Source organism: Micromonospora sediminimaris (assembly GCF_016863575.1).
In the GTDB taxonomy this organism is placed as follows: Bacteria; Actinomycetota; Actinomycetes; order Mycobacteriales; family Micromonosporaceae; genus Micromonospora; species Micromonospora sediminimaris.
On the sequence record NZ_BOPD01000048.1, the window covers coordinates 1 to 17,701 of the forward strand.

Annotated in this window: 20 protein-coding genes; 9 read left to right on the forward strand and 11 right to left on the reverse strand. The window is 69.1% G+C overall.

Going from position 1 to position 17,701, the window contains the following annotated elements; all coding sequences use genetic code 11:
* The 6 genes from Vse01_RS27335 to Vse01_RS27360 form a co-directional block, all read left to right on the forward strand.
* The coding region (locus Vse01_RS27335) for a ricin-type beta-trefoil lectin domain protein (protein ID WP_204019269.1) at positions 1-679 on the forward strand (679 nt) is incomplete at its 5' end.
* A gap of 43 nt (positions 680-722) precedes the next feature.
* Positions 723-2,165, forward strand: coding sequence for an RICIN domain-containing protein (locus Vse01_RS27340; protein ID WP_093401833.1), 1,443 nt, complete (start codon positions 723-725; stop codon positions 2,163-2,165).
* 105 nt (positions 2,166-2,270) lie between these two features.
* Complete coding sequence (locus Vse01_RS27345; RefSeq protein WP_093401832.1) at positions 2,271-4,967, forward strand: RICIN domain-containing protein; 2,697 nt, start codon at positions 2,271-2,273, stop codon at positions 4,965-4,967.
* An 80-nt stretch (positions 4,968-5,047) separates the two neighbouring features.
* The gene (locus Vse01_RS27350) at positions 5,048-5,962 is read left to right on the forward strand and encodes a hypothetical protein (RefSeq protein WP_139233075.1); all 915 of its coding nucleotides are present in this window, start codon (positions 5,048-5,050) and stop codon (positions 5,960-5,962) included.
* A gap of 50 nt (positions 5,963-6,012) precedes the next feature.
* Positions 6,013-6,822 carry a metallophosphoesterase family protein gene (locus tag Vse01_RS27355; protein ID WP_093401830.1) on the forward strand — a complete coding sequence of 270 codons (810 nt, stop codon included), beginning with the start codon at positions 6,013-6,015 and terminating at the stop codon, positions 6,820-6,822.
* A 76-nt stretch (positions 6,823-6,898) separates the two neighbouring features.
* Positions 6,899-7,873, forward strand: coding sequence for an NADPH:quinone reductase (locus tag Vse01_RS27360; RefSeq protein WP_093401829.1), 975 nt, complete (start codon positions 6,899-6,901; stop codon positions 7,871-7,873).
* 21 nt (positions 7,874-7,894) lie between these two features.
* On the opposite strand, the gene Vse01_RS27365 is transcribed toward Vse01_RS27360, so the two are convergent.
* Entirely contained in the window at positions 7,895-8,488 is a 594-nt protein-coding gene (locus tag Vse01_RS27365) for a TetR/AcrR family transcriptional regulator (protein WP_093401828.1), read from the reverse strand.
* A gap of 54 nt (positions 8,489-8,542) precedes the next feature.
* Here Vse01_RS27365 and Vse01_RS27370 point away from each other — a divergent pair, with 54 nt between their 5' ends.
* Positions 8,543-9,553 (forward strand): alpha/beta fold hydrolase, encoded by a 1,011-nt coding sequence (locus Vse01_RS27370; protein ID WP_232511034.1) that lies wholly within the window; start codon positions 8,543-8,545, stop codon positions 9,551-9,553.
* A gap of 33 nt (positions 9,554-9,586) precedes the next feature.
* On the opposite strand, the gene Vse01_RS27375 is transcribed toward Vse01_RS27370, so the two are convergent.
* The 3 genes from Vse01_RS27375 to Vse01_RS27385 all read right to left on the reverse strand — a co-directional run bounded on the left by Vse01_RS27375 (position 9,587) and on the right by Vse01_RS27385 (position 12,569).
* Entirely contained in the window at positions 9,587-10,438 is an 852-nt protein-coding gene (locus Vse01_RS27375; RefSeq protein ID WP_093401826.1) for a DUF72 domain-containing protein, read from the reverse strand.
* Positions 10,439-10,448: 10 nt separating this feature from the next.
* Entirely contained in the window at positions 10,449-11,192 is a 744-nt protein-coding gene (locus Vse01_RS27380; RefSeq protein ID WP_093401825.1) for a hypothetical protein, read from the reverse strand.
* Positions 11,193-11,321: 129 nt separating this feature from the next.
* Positions 11,322-12,569, reverse strand: a complete 1,248-nt coding sequence (locus Vse01_RS27385) for a glycoside hydrolase family 16 protein (RefSeq protein ID WP_093401824.1) — start codon at positions 12,567-12,569, stop codon at positions 11,322-11,324.
* A 190-nt stretch (positions 12,570-12,759) separates the two neighbouring features.
* Between Vse01_RS27385 and Vse01_RS27390 the strand changes: the two genes are divergently transcribed.
* The gene (locus Vse01_RS27390) at positions 12,760-13,473 is read left to right on the forward strand and encodes a Clp protease N-terminal domain-containing protein (RefSeq protein WP_093401823.1); all 714 of its coding nucleotides are present in this window, start codon (positions 12,760-12,762) and stop codon (positions 13,471-13,473) included.
* A 4-nt stretch (positions 13,474-13,477) separates the two neighbouring features.
* On the opposite strand, the gene Vse01_RS27395 is transcribed toward Vse01_RS27390, so the two are convergent.
* The 4 genes from Vse01_RS27395 to Vse01_RS27410 form a co-directional block, all read right to left on the reverse strand.
* A complete protein-coding gene (locus Vse01_RS27395) occupies positions 13,478-13,996 on the reverse strand; it encodes a hypothetical protein (protein ID WP_093401822.1) in 519 nt (172 codons plus the stop codon).
* Positions 13,997-14,081: 85 nt separating this feature from the next.
* The gene (locus Vse01_RS27400; RefSeq protein WP_198413116.1) at positions 14,082-14,501 is read right to left on the reverse strand and encodes a PIN domain nuclease; all 420 of its coding nucleotides are present in this window, start codon (positions 14,499-14,501) and stop codon (positions 14,082-14,084) included.
* Complete coding sequence (locus tag Vse01_RS27405; protein ID WP_093401820.1) at positions 14,501-14,755, reverse strand: type II toxin-antitoxin system VapB family antitoxin; 255 nt, start codon at positions 14,753-14,755, stop codon at positions 14,501-14,503. The genes Vse01_RS27400 and Vse01_RS27405 overlap by 1 nt, the downstream gene beginning before the upstream one ends.
* A 63-nt stretch (positions 14,756-14,818) precedes the next feature.
* Positions 14,819-15,007, reverse strand: a complete 189-nt coding sequence (locus tag Vse01_RS27410) for a hypothetical protein (protein ID WP_093401819.1) — start codon at positions 15,005-15,007, stop codon at positions 14,819-14,821.
* A 155-nt stretch (positions 15,008-15,162) separates the two neighbouring features.
* On the opposite strand from Vse01_RS27410, the gene Vse01_RS27415 reads away from it, so the two are divergent.
* Complete coding sequence (locus Vse01_RS27415; RefSeq protein WP_093402043.1) at positions 15,163-15,822, forward strand: GNAT family N-acetyltransferase; 660 nt, start codon at positions 15,163-15,165, stop codon at positions 15,820-15,822.
* A 195-nt stretch (positions 15,823-16,017) separates the two neighbouring features.
* Here the strand turns inward: Vse01_RS27415 and Vse01_RS27420 are convergent, their stop codons facing one another.
* Genes Vse01_RS27420 through Vse01_RS27430 form a run of 3 tightly spaced genes read right to left on the reverse strand, consistent with a single transcriptional unit; the run spans position 16,018 to position 17,688 of the window.
* Positions 16,018-16,716 carry a TetR/AcrR family transcriptional regulator gene (locus Vse01_RS27420; protein ID WP_093401818.1) on the reverse strand — a complete coding sequence of 233 codons (699 nt, stop codon included), beginning with the start codon at positions 16,714-16,716 and terminating at the stop codon, positions 16,018-16,020.
* Positions 16,679-17,173 carry a thiol-disulfide oxidoreductase DCC family protein gene (locus Vse01_RS27425; protein WP_093401817.1) on the reverse strand — a complete coding sequence of 165 codons (495 nt, stop codon included), beginning with the start codon at positions 17,171-17,173 and terminating at the stop codon, positions 16,679-16,681. Before Vse01_RS27425 ends, Vse01_RS27420 begins: the two co-directional genes overlap by 38 nt.
* Positions 17,170-17,688, reverse strand: a complete 519-nt coding sequence (locus tag Vse01_RS27430) for a hypothetical protein (RefSeq protein WP_093401816.1) — start codon at positions 17,686-17,688, stop codon at positions 17,170-17,172. Before Vse01_RS27430 ends, Vse01_RS27425 begins: the two co-directional genes overlap by 4 nt.
* Positions 17,689-17,701: the final 13 nt, after the last annotated feature.

The following is a 17,701-nucleotide window of genomic DNA, read 5'->3' on the forward strand; positions in this document are numbered from 1 at the left end:
GGGCACCTCGCTACCCGGTGACTACCAGGCCAACCTCCAGCGCTTCGCCGACCTGGGCGTGGACGTGGAGATCACCGAACTGGACATCACCCAGGGCGGCAACCAGGCCAACATGTACGGCGCCGTCACCCGCGCCTGCCTGGCGATCTCGCGCTGCACCGGCATCACCGTGTGGGGCGTACGGGACTGTGACTCCTGGCGCGGCGGCGACAACGCCCTGCTCTTCGACTGCGCCGGCAACAAGAAGCCCGCGTACACGGCGGTCCTCGACGCCCTCAACGGCGGCAGCACCCCGAACCCGACCGGCAACAGGTTCCGCAACGATGCATCCGGCCGGTGTCTGGACGTCAACGGGGCGAGTTCGGCAAACGGCGCACAGATGATCATCTGGGACTGCCACAACAATGCCAACCAGCAGTTCACCCAGAACGGGCGGGCGTTGCAGGTGATGGGCAAGTGCCTGGACGTACCGAACAATGCCGCCGCCGGCACCCGGGTGCAGATCTACGACTGCCACGGTGGAGCGAACCAGCAGTGGGTGATCAACAGCAACGCCACGATCAGCAACGCGCAGACCGGGCTGTGCCTGGACGTCAACGGCGCCGCCACCGCCAACGGCTCCGCCGTGATCGTGTGGGGCTGCCACGGCGGCGCCAACCAGCGCTGGACCCGGGCCTGAGCTGATGAGCGCGACAGTCGGCACCGCGCAGAAGGGAACGCCAATGCTCCGATCCCGCTCACCTCGCTACCTGAGCCGGATGCTCAGCTGCGCCCTGGCCGCTCTCCTGGCGGTGCCGACTGTCGTGCTCGGCGGTGCCGCACCCGCCGCCGCCGACACCAGCCAGTTCCGTGGTGTCAACTGGGCCAGGTTGGGTGACAACTTCCACGGTGGACCGCTGGTCCTGCACGGCCTGAGCAGCTCCGACAGCTATGCGACGGTGGTGGCCAAGGCCAACGCGATCTACACCGGCTTCCAGAACAACCTGGACGCCAACACGGTCCGGCTGCCGATCAACACCTACACCGTCGGTACGAGCTGGTGGAATGCGTACACCGGCGCGATCGACGCCGCCACCGCGAAGGGCCTCAAGGTCGTCCTCTCCTACTGGGACGACGGCGTGGCCGCCAGCGGCGGTCGGATCGTCAACACCACCGCCTTCAACACCATGTGGAACACCGTGGTCGCCAGGTACGGCAGCAACGACCTGGTGTACTTCGAGCCGATGAACGAGCCGGGCGGGCACAGCGCCGCGGACTGGGCGAACGTGGTGAACAACTGGCTCACCGCCCGCCCGTCGATCCCCCGCCACCGGGTCTTCGTCAGCGGCGCCGGCCTGAACACCGACATCAAGTCGATGTGCGCCGACCGCCGGCTCGACGGGACGATCGTGTCGCTGCACCACTACACCTTCTTCAGCGGCGCGAAGACCTACGACCAGTGGGTGACGTTCCTGCGGGACGCGATCGGCTCCTGCGCCGCCCGTACCGTGATGGACGAGTTCGGCGCGCCGATGGACACCGGGCTCAACTACCACGACACCGCCAGCACCGACAACTTCGTACGCTACTTCCGCGCCACCACCGAGGTGCTGCGGGAACTGCGGATCGGCTCGATCTACTGGCCGGCCCTGGGCGGCAAGGTCACCGCGGGTCAGGGCGACGACTGGTACGCCATGCAGAAGCTGCACGGCACCGGCACCAACCTCACCCTCAGCACCCCCAACGCCAGCGGTCTCGACCGCCTCCGGTACGCCTGGGGCCTGACCGGCGGCGGCACACCGGACCCGGTGAGCCGGTTGCGCAACGTCGGCACCGGGCAGTGTCTGGACATCCCCGGCGCGACGACCGCGAACATCCAGGTCCAGGTGTACGCCTGCAACGACACCGCCGCCCAGCGGTGGACCGTGACGGCCGGCGGGCAGCTCACCGCTCTTGCCGGCCAGCGGTGCCTCGACGCGTACAACCGGGGGACGGTGAACGGCACCGTCGTCGGCACGTACGCGTGCAACGGCGGCGACAACCAACGGTGGACGATCGGCGGCGACGGCACGATCCGCAGCGTGCAGTCCGGTCTCTGCCTGGACGTGAACACCACCACCTTGAAGGTCCAACTCTGGGCCTGCTGGGGCGGCGACAACCAGAAGTGGCAGGTGCAGAACGCCTGACCTGGCACACCCGACCGCGCGTACGCCGAGGCCGGGCCCGTGCCCATCGTGCGGCGCGGTATGTCAATGGCTTCCGGTGGCGGCCCGGGAGCGGAGGGAGAAGAGATGAGATCTGTTGTCCGTGCCGGAAGAGGTGCCCTACTGGCGCTGGCGGTGTTTGTCTCCGCTGCACTGCCAGCCGTGTTCGCAGACCAGGCTCCGGCCCTGGCTGCCGTCCAGGAGACGCTGTACGTCGCGCCCGGTGGAAACGACGCCAACCCGGGCACGCTCGCCGCACCGTTCAGGACGCTACAGCGCGCCCGGGACGTGGTCCGCACGAAGACCGCGACCATGACCGGCGACATCCAGGTCTACCTTCGCGGTGGCAGCTACCCGGTGAGCAGCACGATCGAGTTCGGGGCGAGCGATTCCGGCGCCAACGGCCACCGGGTGATCTACGCCGCGTACCCCGACGAGACGCCGGTTCTTGAGGCCGGTGTGCAGGTGACCGGTTGGACTCAGCACAGCGGGAACATCTGGAAGGCGCCGCTCGATCGGGCCAACAAGCTGCGGGCGCTCTACGTGAACGGCCAGCGGGCTCACATGGCGGCCAAGACGATCACATCCGGGGGCTGCCACGGCACGTACACCATCACCGCGGGACAGGCCGACTGGGCGTGGGAGTCGGGCTCGCAGTGTGAGGGCGCGAGGTACAACCCGGCCGATTTTCCGTCGATCTCCCGCAACCAGGAAGACATCGAGATCGAGACCGGCACCACCTGGACCACTGCCATCGTGGGAGTTCGTCAGGTGACGACGAGCGGTGACGGGCAGAGTCGTATCGCGCTGTTCCAGCAGCCGGGCGCCGCCATCGCGCAGGGGGCGTTCAACGGCAACGCCCAGATCAACGGTACCCACAAGGTGATGAACGCCTACGAGTTCCTGGACTCGCCGGGCGAGTTCTACTTCGACAAGTCCAGCCGGACGCTCTACTACTACAAGGCCGGCGCCGACAACATGTCCACCGCGTCGGTCTTCGCGCCCAACAACGTGACCACCGTGCTGCGGGTCGCCGGCACCTCGACCAGCAACCACGCGCGCAACATCACGTTCTCCGGCCTCACCGTGCGGCACTCCGACTGGAACCTGTTCAACGTCGCCGGCTCGGTGTTCAAGCAGGCGCAGCAGGGCAATCTCGGCGCGCAGGCGTACGCGCGCGGCAACTTCCACGTCTACTACTACCGCAACGTCGACCTCACCCCCGGCATCATCCACCTGCAGAACGCCAGCGGAATCCGATTGGAGCGCAACCGGATCGCGCACACCGGGGCCGACGGGATCACCCTGGTCAACGACGTGACGAACACGCAGTTGATCGGCAACTACACGAACGACATCGCCGGAACGGCGATAAGCGTGGGTCACCCGCAGCACGTCTACATCGGCGATCACACGTCGAGCAACCGCGAGAAGTACCCGCCGCAGGTCGAGGGGCTTCCGAAGAACATCGAGATCAGGAACAACTACATCCACGACAGCTCGGTGCTGTTCAACGGGCACGGCGCGGTCGCGGCGTACTTCGCCGACACCCTCACGGTGCAGCACAACCGCATCGAGAAGGCCCCGTGGGCGGGCATCACGATGGGCTGGGGTTGGTGGAACTTCGACGGGTCCTCAGGGTCGATCGCGCCCAACCGGCCGACCACCACGGCGAAGAACAACACCATCAGTCACAACCACATCATCGACACGGTGCAGCGGCTCAGTGACACGGCACCCATCTACACGCTGGGCAGCCAGCCGGGCACCGTCATCCACGACAACTATTTCCAGGGCGTTCCGGCTGGCCACAAGTACGGACTCCACCCGGACGAGGGCTCGGCGTTCATCACCTTCCGGGACAACGTCCTGAGCGTGGACAAGAACATCACCTGGATGATCAACTCAGACGACTTCGGGCGCAAGCACGACCTTCACATCACGCAGACTTACGGCCCGATCAACAAGGTCTCCAACAAGAACCTGCCCAACAGCACCATCCACGACATCCTCGTCTCCTCCGACTACGTCTGGCCGGCGGCGGCCTACGGAATCGCTGTCAACTCCGGGCTCCAGGACTCGTTCCGGGACATCACCCAGCCGCGCAACCTGCCCACGCAGGACTACGTCCTACCGGCTAGCACGTTCGTCGGCAGCGGCACGTCCTCGATCCCGATCCGCAACGGCGGCGATGCGACCAGGTCGCTGTGGCTGGCCCCCTCCGGCACCACCACCTTCGCCGTCGGCCCGACGATGACCAGGGCAGACGGCAACGCCACGTCCATCGCGGTGCCGACGTCGTCGGGTGACTACCGGCTCTACGTCGTCGACGCGCAGGGCAGTCGGTCGGCCGAGTCGAAGTCTCTCGTCCGGCGGCAGGGCACCGGCGGTACGCCCGACACGCAGCTCGTCGGCGGCCAGTCCGGCCGCTGCATCGAGGTCCCCGGCGCGACCACCACGAACGGTACCCAGACGCAGCTGTGGGACTGCTCCGGCGGCTCGCATCAGCGGTGGACCTACACGGCGAGCAGACAGTTCACCGTTTACGGCAACAAGTGCCTGGACGCGAACGGGGCGGGTACCAGCAACGGCACCACGGTCATCATCTGGGACTGCCACGGCGGGCTCAACCAGCAGTGGAACGTCAACGCCAACGGCACCATCACCAACGTCCAGTCCGGACTCTGCCTCGACGCCAACGGCGCCGCCACCGCCAACGGGACAAAGATCATTCTTTGGTCCTGCAACGGCGGCGCGAACCAGCAGTGGAGTCGACGTAGCTGAAGCCGCATCCGGGGGCCAGGCGCCGGTGGTGCCTGGCCCCCGGCGCGTGCGGACAGGCTGACGGTCTGGACGAGGTCTGGGTGAGCTGGCACCATGTGCCGATCATGAGCCGGGCCTGGACGGAGAACCTGTTGAACAGCGTGTGGTCGGGGCCGGGTCGGTTGCTGGGGCGATCGGGTGCCCGCGCAGTGGGCAGGTTGGCCGCGGCAGCAGGTGCCGCTGTCGCGTTGGCCCTGGCGGCTGGCTGTGCCGACGCCGCCTCGCCACCATCAGGTCCGAGCCCTTCGGCAGGCGCGGTGCAGCAGGACCTCCACACGTGGCTGCACGAGGGTGCGAAGAAAGTCGGCCAGGACACCTACTCGACACGTTTCACCATGACCCGCAGGGACGTCGAGGGAGCGTCGGTCAGTACGACGGTCGAGATGACGGTGGACCCGGCCAGACGCCGGAGCGACATGGCCATCCGCTTCCCCATTCGGCAACCCGGCCACTTCCAGTGGATCGAGATCAAGACCGTCGACGAAAAGAGTTGGATGCGGATCTTCGGCTTCGGGGAGCCCCCCGAGGGGTGGCTACCGGTCGACCTGCCGCGCCTGCTGGGTGCGGACTCCTCGCTCTTCATCGGTACGCAGGCGACGGACGATCTGCAGGAACTGGTGAAGACATCGGTCGAGCTGCGGCTCGTCACCGAACGAGCCGTTCGTGGTGTCCTCGACCTACGTCGGCATCCTCACCTGACCGTCGAGCTGCGTAGGGAACTGTCGGCGACGAACACGATGATGCCCTTCGACGCCACCCTCGACGCGCAGGGCCGGCTCACGAATCTGACGCTGCACTTCGACCAGGCGGAAGCGGGCGCCGGTCAGTGGCAGTTTCTCTACCACTCGTTCGGCCGGCGGCAGCCGATCGAACCGCCACCCGCTGGGGACGTACTCGAACCGGCCGACCTCGACCCGCAACTGCTTGCCGAACTGCGCGAGGTTGGCTGGTTGTAGGCAGGCCGCCGCACCCCACCGCCGGGGAATGTCGCGGCTACGATCGGCCGGTGGCCCGGTCCCTCGATCGCATCGCTCTGATCTCCGACGTCCACGGCAACCTGACCGCGCTGGAGGCCGTGCTGGCCGACATCGACGCACGCGGCATCGAGCGGATCTTCAACCTCGGTGACTACGTCGGCAAGGGGCCGCGTGGCCGCGAGGTGATCGAGGTCTGTCGGGAGCGCTGCGAGGTCAACATCCTCGGCAACTGGGACGACTTCCTCCCCGACCCGGACCGCAGCTACGACAACGAGGCGATGGCCTGGTGGTTGGCACAGCTCGCCGCCGGCCAGGGCGACTGGCTGCGTGGCCTGCCGTTCAGCCACGACTTTGTGCTCAGCGGGCGACGGGTGCGGCTCTTCCACGCGTCGGCGACAAGCGTGCACCGTCGGGTCCGGTTCGACCACGACGAGGCCGAGTTCCTCGGCATGTTCGCCAACACCCCGGCCACCGGCGACGGACCGGAGCCCACGGTCGTGGGTTACGGCGACACCCACGATCCGTTCTACGAGGTGGACCGGGACCGCCGCACCCTGTTCAACACCGGCAGCGTCGGCAACGCGATGGGCGATCCGACCCCGGTCTACGTGATCCTCGAAGGTGTCCTCGACGCGGCGGCCGACGCGCCGTTCTCGATCCAGTTCGTCCGCGTGCCGTACGACTTCGAGGCCGAGTTGGCCGTGGCGGCCCGGCTGGGCATGCCCGAGTTGGATGGGTACGTCTCCGAGCTGCGGCACGGCGTCTACCGGGGCGCGATGCACGCTCCGGCCGGACCGAGGTACCACCGGCAGCCGAGACCACGTCCGTCGGCCGAGTGACCGGTCCGGCACGACCGTGCCCGGCGGTGGCGGTGAATGAGCGAGAAAGACGAACACGTGGCGCGAGAATGACGGCATGCGTGCCGCCTACATCGAGGGTCCCGGTCCGGCCGACGTAATCCGGTACGGGGATCTGCCGGCGTCACGTCCCGGTCCGACCGACGTCCTCGTCGACGTCCTGGCGACGACAGTCAACCCGGTCGACACCTTCGTGCGTTCCGGGGCGTACCCGACGCCGTTGCCGTTGCCGTTCATTGTCGGCCGTGACCTGGTCGGGCGGGTGACGGCGCTGGGGCCCGGTGTGAGCGGCTTCGGCGTCGGTGACCTGGTGTGGTGCAACAGCCTCGGGCACGACGGCCGGCAGGGCAGCTCCGCCGAGCAGGCCGTCGTGCCGGCGGATCGGCTGTACCGACTTCCGGCGGGGGTCGATCCGGCGGTCGCGGTGGCCGTGCTGCACCCTGCCGCTACCGCCTACCTGGGTCTTGTGGTGCACGGGCGGTTGCGGGTCGGGGAGACCGTGTTGGTGGGCGGTGGCGGCGGAAACGTCGGCTCGGCACTTGTGGCGCTCGCGAGAGCGGCTGGTGCCCGCGTCGTGGTCACCGCGTCCGCCGCGGACGCCGAGTACTGCCGGCAACTCGGGGCCGCGGAGGTTCTCGACTACCGGGCGCCCGATCTGATCGGTCGGTTGAGGTCGGTGTGCCCTGACGGTATCGACCTGTACCTCGACACGTCGGGACGGAACGATCTTGAATCGATCGTCGATCTGATCGGGATACGTGGCCGGATCGTGTTGCTGGCGGGACCCCGCACCAGGCCGGTACTGCCCGCCGGCCCCCTCTACCTGAACGATCGCACGGTCACCGGCTTCGTCATCTCCCGCGCCACCACTGCCGAGTTGGCCGCGGCTGCCGGCACCGTCAACCGGATGCTCGTCGCCGGGGAGTTGGCCCCACGCGGCACGGTACGGATGCCGCTGTCGGCGGTCGCCGAGGCACACCGGATGATCGAGCAGGGTGAGCTGCGCGGACGGCGGGTCGTCATCACGCCGTGAGCTGGCGCGTGGTGCGCGTCGTCACGGTCCGAGAGTGGTGTCGAGCATCTCGACGAGGTGTTCGGCCGCCGCCGCCGTGTCGTAGTCGGGATCGTGGAGTTGCTCGGCGACGATCGCGTCGATGCCCCCACCGACGATGATCGCCGTGGTGCGTACGTCGGTGTCGCCGCTGCCGCCACGGGCGATCCGGGCCGCGTCGATGAGTTCGGCCAGGGGGCGCCAACGGGCGGCCGGATCGTGGTCGCCGTCGTCGTGGACCATCGCCTCGATGATCATGCGAGTGTGTCGGGGATGCTCCCGCAGGTGCCCGACCATCGACCTGACGTACGCGGCGGGCCGGTTCGCGGTGTCGGCGGCCTCGACCGCTCCGGCGACGTCTGCGACGAGGGCGGCGAGGGCGTGTTCGTGTGCGGCGCGTACGACGGCGGCCTTGGTGGGGAAGTGGTAGAGCACGGCGGCCTTGGTGATGCCGGCGCGTTCGGCGATGGCGGCCAGTGAGGCGCCCGCGTAGCCCCGGTCGGCGACCAACTCGATGGTGACCTCGATCAGTTGGGCGCGGCGGGCGCGCTCGATCAGGGTCGGTTCCGCCGTCGCGCCCTCTCGTCTCCTTGTCACCCGCCAGATTCTACCGTACGGTCGAAAAATCTACCGATCGGTTAGGAGGGCGTCGTGCGGACCAGGCTGATGAAGGCTCTCAACCGGCTGCGGCCCAGGTCACGATGGCTGCGTCTGGTCCTGGCCGGGCTCGCACTCATCGCGCTGGTGGCCACCTTCGCCCTTCGCCAGCCCGCGCCGATCGGCCACTGGGACAGCGCCGACGGGCAGGACCGGTTCCTCCGGGCCTACACCGAGGCCTTCGCCGCCCTGCCCGACCCGACGGAGACCATCGACGTACGCACCGACTACGGCATCGTGCGCGTCTACCGCTTCGCCGGCACCGGCGCGGACGACGGCGGTACGAACACCCCGTTGCTGCTGCTGCCCGGGCGCGCCTCGGGTACGCCGGTCTGGGCCGACAACGTGCCCCTGCTGCTGCCAATCGGCGACGTCTACACCGTCGACCTGCTCGGCGAGCCGGGCATGAGCGTGCAGAATCGCCCGATCGACAGCGACGAGGCGCAGGCCGAGTGGTTGCACCAGACCCTCCAGGCGCTCCCGCCGGACGAGTTCCACCTGGTCGGTCTCTCGATCGGTGGCTGGACCGCGGTCAACCTCGCCCTGCACAGACCGGACCACATCGCGTCGATGACCGTCATCGACCCGGTGTACGTCTTCGCCGACATGCCGTTCGGCACGATCGTGCGCTCCATCCCGGCCGCGTTGCCCTGGCTGCCGAGATCGTGGCGGGACAGCTTCAACTCGTACACCGCTGGCGGGGCGCCGGTCGAGGACGAGCCGGTCGCCGACATGATCGAAGCCGGCATGCAGCACTACAAGCTCCGGCTGCCGCAGCCTACGCGGATCAGCGAGGAACGCCTCCGTCGACTCGACCTGCCGGTCCTGGCGATCATCGCTGGTGAATCGGTGATGCACGACCCGCAGCAGGCCGTCGAGACCGCCCGTCGGGCCCTGCCCCGGGGCACGGTCCGGCTCTACCCGGGCGCTTCCCATGCCGTCAACGGCGAGCAGCCCGAACGGATCGCCGCCGATATCGCCGGTTTCGTCGAGGAGACTGCCTGACCACCGCTGATCGAAGCCGGGCGGGTCCGGCGGTCAGAAGAGGGTGGTGGGCTCGACCGGGATCGGTTCCGGCAGCGGTGCCAGCTGCGGTACGCGGGCGCGTACCTCGTCGTGGAAGCGGCGGGCCAGGGTCGGCGCGTCGGCGTTGTCCGGGGTGTGGATGAAAACGGTAGGCGACCGGCCCTCGCGCAGCCACTCCGCGGTCACGTCCACCCACCGCCGCCAGCCCTCGACGGTGCGCGCGGGGTCGTCGCGACCGAGGTAACGGACGATCGGCCGGGCGGTGAGCGCGACCGTACGCGGCGGCATCCTGGGCTTCTTCGTCCAGGCGTCCCGCTCGGCGTCGCTGGTCGGCGGTTCGGTGAAGAACGCCGTGGTGTCGAACGGGATCCACTCGGCACCCGTCTCCGCCAGCGCCGTCTCCAGCAGCCGGGTCGCCCGGGGGTCGGTGAAGAAGGCCGGGTCGCGCACCTCCACGGCGGGTCGGTGGGCGGCGGGCAGGCGGCGCAGAAACCGGGCGAGCGTGGGTACGTCATCCGGGCCGAAGGAGCCGGGCAACTGCACCCAGAGGGCGTACGCTCGGGAGCCGAGTGGCTCGATCGCGTCGAGGAAGGCGCGCATCGGCTGGTCGACGTCAGTGAGGCGGCGTTCGTGGGTGACCACCTTCGGCAGCTTCACCACGAAGCGAAAGTCGGGTCCGGTCTGCTCCGCCCAGGACACGACCGTCTCGCGGGCCGGGGTGGCGTAAAAGGTGGTGTTGCCCTCGACCGCGTCGCACCAGCCGGCGTAGTGCCGCAGGCGGTCCTGCGCCGGCAGGGGATGGGGGAGCAGCCGCCCCTGCCACGACCGGTGGGTCCACATCGCACACCCGACGTGCAGCCGCATGGCCACCTGCTCAGCCGGCGTCGACGCGTTCGACGGTGATTGTGGAAACGCCAACCGTCGCGTCGATGTCGTAGCGGTCCGTCGCGGAGTTCCACTCCGGCGGGGTGAAGGTGGTGCCGCCGGCCACCCCGGAGTGGCTGGTGCCGTCGATGGTGACCGAACCGGCGCCGCCGCCGGCGCGTACCTGCACGGGCGCGTCGCCGGCCAGGCGGACGACGACCTGGCTCGCTCCGCCGCCGAGCATGGTCCGCTGCGTCCCCTCCGGTGCCGGCAGCGTCAGCTCGACACGGTTCGCGCCGGCGGTGAACTCGATGTCACCGACCTGCGCGCCGCGCAGGTCGAGCTGCTGTTCCTTGGCGCCACCGTTGAGTCGGACGTGCCAGCGGACCGACTCGGCCAGCACCGCCTCCACGACCGCCGGGCCGTCCCGGTCGGTGCCCCGGAGGCTGGTCAGCAGGCTACCGTCGGTGAACGAGACCGCGGGACGGATGTTGGCGTCGCGGGGGGTCGACACCCGGTACGCGTCGTCGCCGAGGTCGGCGGTGCGCACCCGGACAACGTCGGCGCCGTCGAGCAGGACGAAGGTGGCCTCCCGCAGATCGCCGACGGCACCGGTGACGACGTGCCCGTTGCGGCCGTCGCCCCGGACCGTCACCCACGTCCAGGTGGCAACCGCCACCACCACGATGACCAGTACTGCCGCACCGATCCCCCACCACAACCGTCGTCCGCCGGCCGTCTGAGTGTTCTCCACGTCGCCTCCCGTACATCGATGACCGCACGGATTACTACCCGCCTGTCACCGACTCTTACGCGCGCCACGCCCGGTGGGCTCACCGCCGGGCGTGGCGGTGAGCCCACCGATCTGTCGCGGGCGGTCGTCTCAGGCCCGGGACCACTTCTGGTTGGGAGTGCCGGCGCAGTCCCACAGTTGCAGCCGGCCGCCGTTGTTCGGGTTGTTGTCGCGTACGTCGACGCAGCGGTTCGCGTTGAGGTTGACCAGGTCGCCCGCGGCGTTGAGGGTGAATCGTTGCGCCGGGTTGCCGTTGCAGGTGACGAGGTTGACCTCGGTGCCGTTGGCCGTCCCGGCCCAGGCCGGGTCCATGCACTTGCCCATCGCGCGGATGGTGCCGTCGGCGGCGAAGGTCCACGCCTGCGCGGCGGTGGTGTTGCAGTCCCAGACCTGTAGCGGCGCTCCGTCGACCGGGTTGGCGCCGGGGATGTCGATGCATCGGCCACTCTGCTGCCCCCGGATCCGGGTGGTGCCGGTGTTGCCGTCCGGCACGTGACCGTAGACCCGGACGTAGTCGACGAGCATCTGCTGCGGGAACTGGGTGCTGCCGTCGGGGTAGCCGGGCCAGTTACCGCCGACGGCCACGTTGAGGATCATGAAGAAGGGGTGGTCGAAGACCCAGCGGTTACCGCCGAGCCGGCTCGGGTCGACCCGGAAGAACTCCGACCCGTCGAGGTACCAGCGGATGATGTTCGGCTCCCAGTCCACCCGGTAGGTGTGGAAGGTGTCGGCAAGCGGCTGCCCGATGGTGCGGCTGCCGGTGATCCCGCCGCCGCCGGAGTAGCCGGGCCCGTGGATGGTGCCGTGCACGGTGTTCGGCTCCCGCCCGACGTTCTCCATGATGTCGATCTCGCCGGAGGCCGGCCAGCCGACGTCGCCGAAGTCCCGCCCGAGCATCCAGAACGCCGGCCAGATGCCCTGCCCACGGGGGATCTTGATGCGCGCCTCGAACCGGCCGTACGCCTGGCTGAACGTGGCCGCGGTCAGCAGCCGGGCCGAGGTGTACTCGCACCGGCCGTAGTGGCACTGGTAGTTGGCCGGATTCTCCCGGCGGGCGGTGATGACCAGGTTGCCCTGGCCGTCGTGCACCGCGTTGCTGGTGCTGTTGGTGTAGTACTGCCGTTCGTTGTTGCCCCAGCCGTGGCCGCCGATGTCGAAGCGCCACTTGGACTGGTCGACCGGGGTGCCGGCCGGCGAGTTGAACTCGTCCTGCCAGGTGATGCCGCCGATCGCGGCGGCGGCCGGTGCGGACTGCACGGGTAGCAGGAGCGCGCTGGTGACGAGGGCCGCGCCCAGGGCGGCGGCTGCCCGCCGGAGGCTGCGGGAGAAGGCGTACACGATCGGATCTCCTCGGGGGTGGAGGGACGGATGCGCTGGCGAGGCGGGTGGAGAGCGCTCTCCAAATCCGAGTCTGTCGATTTCGAAAGAATTAGTCAAGGTTGTTAACAGCGATCAACGGGTCGGACGAGGGGGCGGCGTTCGTCAACCCGTGGTTGACGAACGTGGATCGTCAACCTAAGGTTGACGCATGACTGAACCCGTGCAGATCAACAATCCGGTCCGGCTCGACGACCTGATCCAGGCCATCAAGCGGGCCCACTCCGACGCGCTTGACCAGTTGACCGACGCGGTGATGGTGGCCGACCACATCGGTGAAGTGGCCGACCATCTGATCGGCCACTTCGTGGACCAGGCCCGGCGCTCCGGAGCGTCCTGGACCGAGATCGGCCGCAGCATGGGGGTGAGCAAGCAGGCCGCCCAGAAGCGCTTCGTCGGCGCGGCGATGGACCCTCAGGAGGGCTTCCAGCGGTTCACTCCGCGCGCCCGCAACGTGGTAGCGGCCGCCCACAACGAGGCGAAGGCTGCCCGAAACGCCCACACCACCTCGGCGCACCTGGTGCTCGGACTGCTCGCCGAGCCGGAGGCGCTGGCCGCGAAGGCGCTGGCCGCCAGCGGTGTCTCGGCCGACGCGGTGCGGGAGGCCGCCACCGCCACGTTGCCGCCGCCGTCGGACGAGGTTCCCGAGCTGATTCCGTACGACACCGCAGGCAAGAAGGCGCTTGAGTTGACCTTCCGTGAGGCGCTGCGGCTCGGGCACAACTACATCGGCACCGAACACATCCTGCTGGCCCTGCTGGAACAGGAGAACGGCGAGGGTGTGCTCACCGGCCTCGGCGTGGACAAGGCCGCCGTCGAGGCGAACATCGTGGCGACCCTGGCCAAACTGCGGACGTTCGAGTAGGTGATCAGCGCTCGACGGGGAAGCCGTACCGGGCGGCGTGCTCCGGGTCGGCCGGATCGATCTGGCGCAACCCGGCGTCGGCGAGACGCTTGTTCACCTCGTCGAGCCGCTCGCGCACCAACCGGGACTCCTCCTCGGTGACCCGCCCCCGGTGCGGCCGGCCCGCGTGCTCGATCGTGCCGTAGTCGACCTTCTCGGCGCTGCGTCGTGCCTTTGGCGGGCGTACCCGCTCGGCGGTCTTCAGCAACTGCGCCATCGGCACGTCGGTGGCCATCGCGTCGAACTCGCTCGCGGTCAGCACCACCCGACGTGGCTCGCCGTGGCCGTGCCGGTCGTGGATCTCGACCACCGCCACGTCCAGCGCCGCGTCGTCGATGCTCTCCACCTCCACCGGAGTGGCGTCCAGTTGCACGGGCCCGGCCACCAGGTCAGGGTGCTCGAGAACGACGATGCGAACGGCCTCGTCGTCGGCACCCAGCACCGTGCCGCTGAAGTCGGAGACGTGGATCGTCTTCTTGCCCATGGATGTGCCAGCTCCCGTCGTGACCGTCGAAGGACCAGCAGACGTTACCCGACAGGTGTGCGAAAGCGCGCGGTGGCTCGCCGCCCTAGAGGCTTCCTCGGCGCGCCACCCACTCGGTCGGCTGACCGGTGATCGCGGCGATCCGGTCGTAGTCGGCGTCGTAGTGCAGCACGGTAGCTCCGTGCACCTCTGCGGTCGCCGCGATCACCAGGTCGGGTAGTCGGAAGTTGCGATGCTGGCTGTCCGCGGCGAGCATGCGGTGCACGGCGAGAGCACGATCCATCGCCTCGGTTGTCACGTCCATCCACCGGTGGCCGCGCAATGCCTGCCACAGGATCTCGTACCCCTTCGGATGAGGAGCATTGTTGAGGAACTCGAGAGCGGCCATGTGACAGGTCGCCAGGCGTCCCTCGGCCAGCAATGTCTCAAAGCGGCGTCGGACCGGCGGATATCGCCCCTGAAGCACGAACACCGACGTGTCGGCGAGATAGATCGCTCCTGCCATCACGCGGCCTCGGAGTCGCGCGCATCCTCGACGAGTCGACCGAGATCCCGGCCGCCGCCGTAACGCCACGCCTCAGCGGAGTCGGTGAAGTCCATCTCCACCTGATCGAATGCGGAGACGATCTCCCGTGCCTGGCGACGCAGGGCAAAGGCGTGCAGGGCGGCGTTGATGGTCGCCACCTTGGTCTCGGTGCCGAGCACCTCGCGGGCTGCCTCAAGCCACTCGTCGTTCACGTCCACGGTGATGCGTGTCATGCCTAAAAACATACACCAGATCGGCGGCCTTAAAGGCGCCAAGATTGCGTTGTTGCTGGTGCGTCAGTGTGGGTTCAGGTGGTGCCGAACGGGGCCGGCGGGCAGGCTGTTCAGCTCGCACCAGGAGAGCGTGCCGGGGCGGGTCCGGTGACCGCGGTACGCCGCCTGGGCCGGAAAACGGCCGGTGAGCCGGTGGTTGCGCCAGGCGCGCTCGGGGTCCTGCTGATCACGGTCCTGCGGCTGTTTCTGCATGCCCCCACCGTTCCAAATAATGTTGTCCATGTATGGAAATGGATATGACGGTCGATAGATCGTTAAGGTTCCCCGGATTGGACCCACCTACGCCCCGAATCGACCGCGTCGTCGTACGGTGAGCGGCGTCGGCGGTGACGGACCGGGAGGCGTTGATGCTCGATCGGCGGCTGCACCTGCACCTGGCGACCTGGCTGGGACAGTGGCCGGCCGGCCCGGGCCTGCACGTGGTCGGGTCCGGGCGGCGCACCCGACCCGCGTGGGACGGCCGACCGCGCCCCGCCATCGCGGTCCACGCCGGGGCCAGCGGCGTGCTCTCCGTGGCGCCCGATCGGATCGCGGCCGTTCGTGAGCTGGCACGGCACCCGGACGGTCTGCTGAGCGCGTTGCCGGCGGCGGTCGGCTATCCGGGTTGGGCGGTGCACGACGACGTGTTCCGGTGGAGTGTGGCGCCGACGGCACTGCCGGACGTCGGTGAGTGGGTGCCGCCCACCACCGCCGGCCTGCCCTCCTGGCTGCGGCTGTTCGACCGGTCGGTGCTCATCGTGCGCGACCAGCGGGGCCGCTACCTGGCCGGCGTCGGCATCAAACGGCATGACCGGCACGGACACGAGTTGGCGGTGGGCACCGTCCCGGCGGCTCGCGGACGCGGGCTGGCCCGGCGGCTGGTGGCCCAGGCTGCCCGCCGAGTGCTCGACGACGGCGCTGTCCCCACCTATTTGCACGACCGGCGCAACGGCGCGTCGGCGCGGGTGGCGGAGGCCGCTGGATTCCCCGACCGCGGCTGGCGGTCCTACGGCGTCTACCCGAACTGAACACCGACCGGCAGAGCGCGGACCGTGGATCCCGGGCCGGATCCACGGTCCGCAGCCTCCCCCCAGGTCCGCGTGAGGCTCAATGCCGATCACGCTACGTATGCAGAACCCGCTCGGCAAGTTGTCGCCGCCGTCTCGTTGCTGTCCAATTGTGGACTTGACCTGGGCAGAAGCATGTTCTCCCGCTCAGCCCGCTCAGTGACGCAGGGTGTGAATCAAGCTGACGACCTGTTGCGTCACCGGCCGCAGCACGCGCAGTCGTGACAGCCTCACCAGTTGGTCGACGAGCGGCACCGCGCCGTCGATCAGTTGCCGGGTCCGGGCCTGTCCCGGCGAGCGGTCGTAGACCCAGAAAAGCACCACGCCCATGTAGGCGAGCCAGAGCAGCTCGGGCAGCTGGGGACGCAGCTCCGCGTCGACCTTGGCGGTGGAGCCGGCGAGCACGTCGGCGTAGAGGCCGATGGACGCCTCGCGGGGACCGGAGGACTCCGCGGAGAAGGGACTCAGCGGGGAGGTCGGTTCCGCAGCGGTCTTGAAGAAGCTCGCGGCGAACTCGTGTGACGGGGTCAGCACGTCGATGCCCGCGTGCAGCACCCCGGCCAGCCGGGCGGCGAAGTCGGATTCGCGTTCGAGCACCGGCTGGGCCGCCGTTCGGTGCTCCGTCTGCGTCCGGGCGTAGAACTCCTGGATCAGGTGTTCCTTCGACTGGAAGTAGTAGTAGGCGTTGCCGACCGCGACGCCGGCCTCCGTCGCGATGGCGCGCATGGTGGTGCGGGCGTAACCGCGTTCGCGGAACAACCGCATCGCGGTCTCCAGGATCAGCTGCCGTGTCTGCTCGCCCCGGGCGGTCGCCGCCTCACCCGCAGCGGTCGTCGGCACAGTCTGGTCGGTCATTCCGGTCACCGTATCCCGCCGCACCGTCGGTCGGCTCCGGCGACGGTTCCCGGACCCGTTCGCGTACCGCCGACGCGGCGGCCACCACCCGCCGGGCCAGCGGTAGCAGGTGGGGGCGGGCGAGGCGCTGGGCCGTCTCCCGGTGGTCGGCCAGCGCCCACAGGCACGCGAACCAGGCACCGTCGCCCGCGTACACCTCGCCGGTGTCGGCGATCACCGTGAGGTCGCGCAGCGTGGCGTCGTGGTCCAGGCTCGGAAAGCGCAGCCGGGCAGCCGCCGACCCGGCCGGCACGAACTCCAGCGGTACGAGCTGCGGGCGCGACGACAGCCAGCCGCGCGCGGCCCGGCACAGTGGGCAGTGCGCGTCGTAGAGAACGGTAAGGCTGCGGAGGCCACCACCCCCGTGCGCGGTGGCATCCGGCAGCCCCACCATCCTGCCCCGGCCGGAGGTGGTCATCGGGCCGGCGGCGCGGCCGGAGCCGGCGGGTCGGCCTGGCCCTGCCCGGCCGGCCGGGTGCCCTGCCCAGGTGCGCCCGGCCCGGGTGCGCCCGGCCCGGGCGGCATCTGTGGGTAGGCGTGCTGAACCGGCAGTCGGCCGACCGGGGCCAGTGGGGGATGGGTGGCGAGCTGGCGCAGCCGGTTTCGCCGGTAGCGGCCCAGGGCGAAGACGTTGAAGAAGTGCAGCGCGCCGAGCACCAGCAGCACCAGACCGACCTTCAGCGAGAGTTCCTCCATGGCGACGCTCGTGGAGCCGACGGGCTCGGAGTGCCGCATCGCCACCGTGACGTAGCCGAGGTTGAGGAGATAGAAGCCGACCACGAGGAGGTTGTTCACCGCCCGCGCGAGGCGTTCGTCGGCGAACACCTCGTCGAGGAAGACCATGCCGTTGCGAGTGAGCGCCCGCGCTACCCAGACGGTCAGACCGATGCTGATCGTCAGGTAGACCAGGTACATCCAGACCTTGATGTCCATGCGTCGACCCAAT

Coding starts and splice junctions, on each gene's coding strand:
- Vse01_RS27405 (WP_093401820.1), bottom strand. CDS start 14,755: ATGACACGCATCACCGTGGACGTGAACGACGAGTGGCTTGAGGCAGCC.
- Vse01_RS27415 (WP_093402043.1), top strand. CDS start 15,163: ATGCTCGATCGGCGGCTGCACCTGCACCTGGCGACCTGGCTGGGACAG.
- Vse01_RS27420 (WP_093401818.1), bottom strand. CDS start 16,716: ATGACCGACCAGACTGTGCCGACGACCGCTGCGGGTGAGGCGGCGACC.
- Vse01_RS27425 (WP_093401817.1), bottom strand. CDS start 17,173: ATGACCACCTCCGGCCGGGGCAGGATGGTGGGGCTGCCGGATGCCACC.
- Vse01_RS27360 (WP_093401829.1), top strand. CDS start 6,899: ATGCGTGCCGCCTACATCGAGGGTCCCGGTCCGGCCGACGTAATCCGG.
- Vse01_RS27410 (WP_093401819.1), bottom strand. CDS start 15,007: ATGCAGAAACAGCCGCAGGACCGTGATCAGCAGGACCCCGAGCGCGCC.
- Vse01_RS27345 (WP_093401832.1), top strand. CDS start 2,271: ATGAGATCTGTTGTCCGTGCCGGAAGAGGTGCCCTACTGGCGCTGGCG.
- Vse01_RS27390 (WP_093401823.1), top strand. CDS start 12,760: ATGACTGAACCCGTGCAGATCAACAATCCGGTCCGGCTCGACGACCTG.
- Vse01_RS27430 (WP_093401816.1), bottom strand. CDS start 17,688: ATGGACATCAAGGTCTGGATGTACCTGGTCTACCTGACGATCAGCATC.
- Vse01_RS27400 (WP_198413116.1), bottom strand. CDS start 14,501: ATGGCAGGAGCGATCTATCTCGCCGACACGTCGGTGTTCGTGCTTCAG.
- Vse01_RS27395 (WP_093401822.1), bottom strand. CDS start 13,996: ATGGGCAAGAAGACGATCCACGTCTCCGACTTCAGCGGCACGGTGCTG.
- Vse01_RS27340 (WP_093401833.1), top strand. CDS start 723: ATGCTCCGATCCCGCTCACCTCGCTACCTGAGCCGGATGCTCAGCTGC.
- Vse01_RS27375 (WP_093401826.1), bottom strand. CDS start 10,438: ATGCGGCTGCACGTCGGGTGTGCGATGTGGACCCACCGGTCGTGGCAG.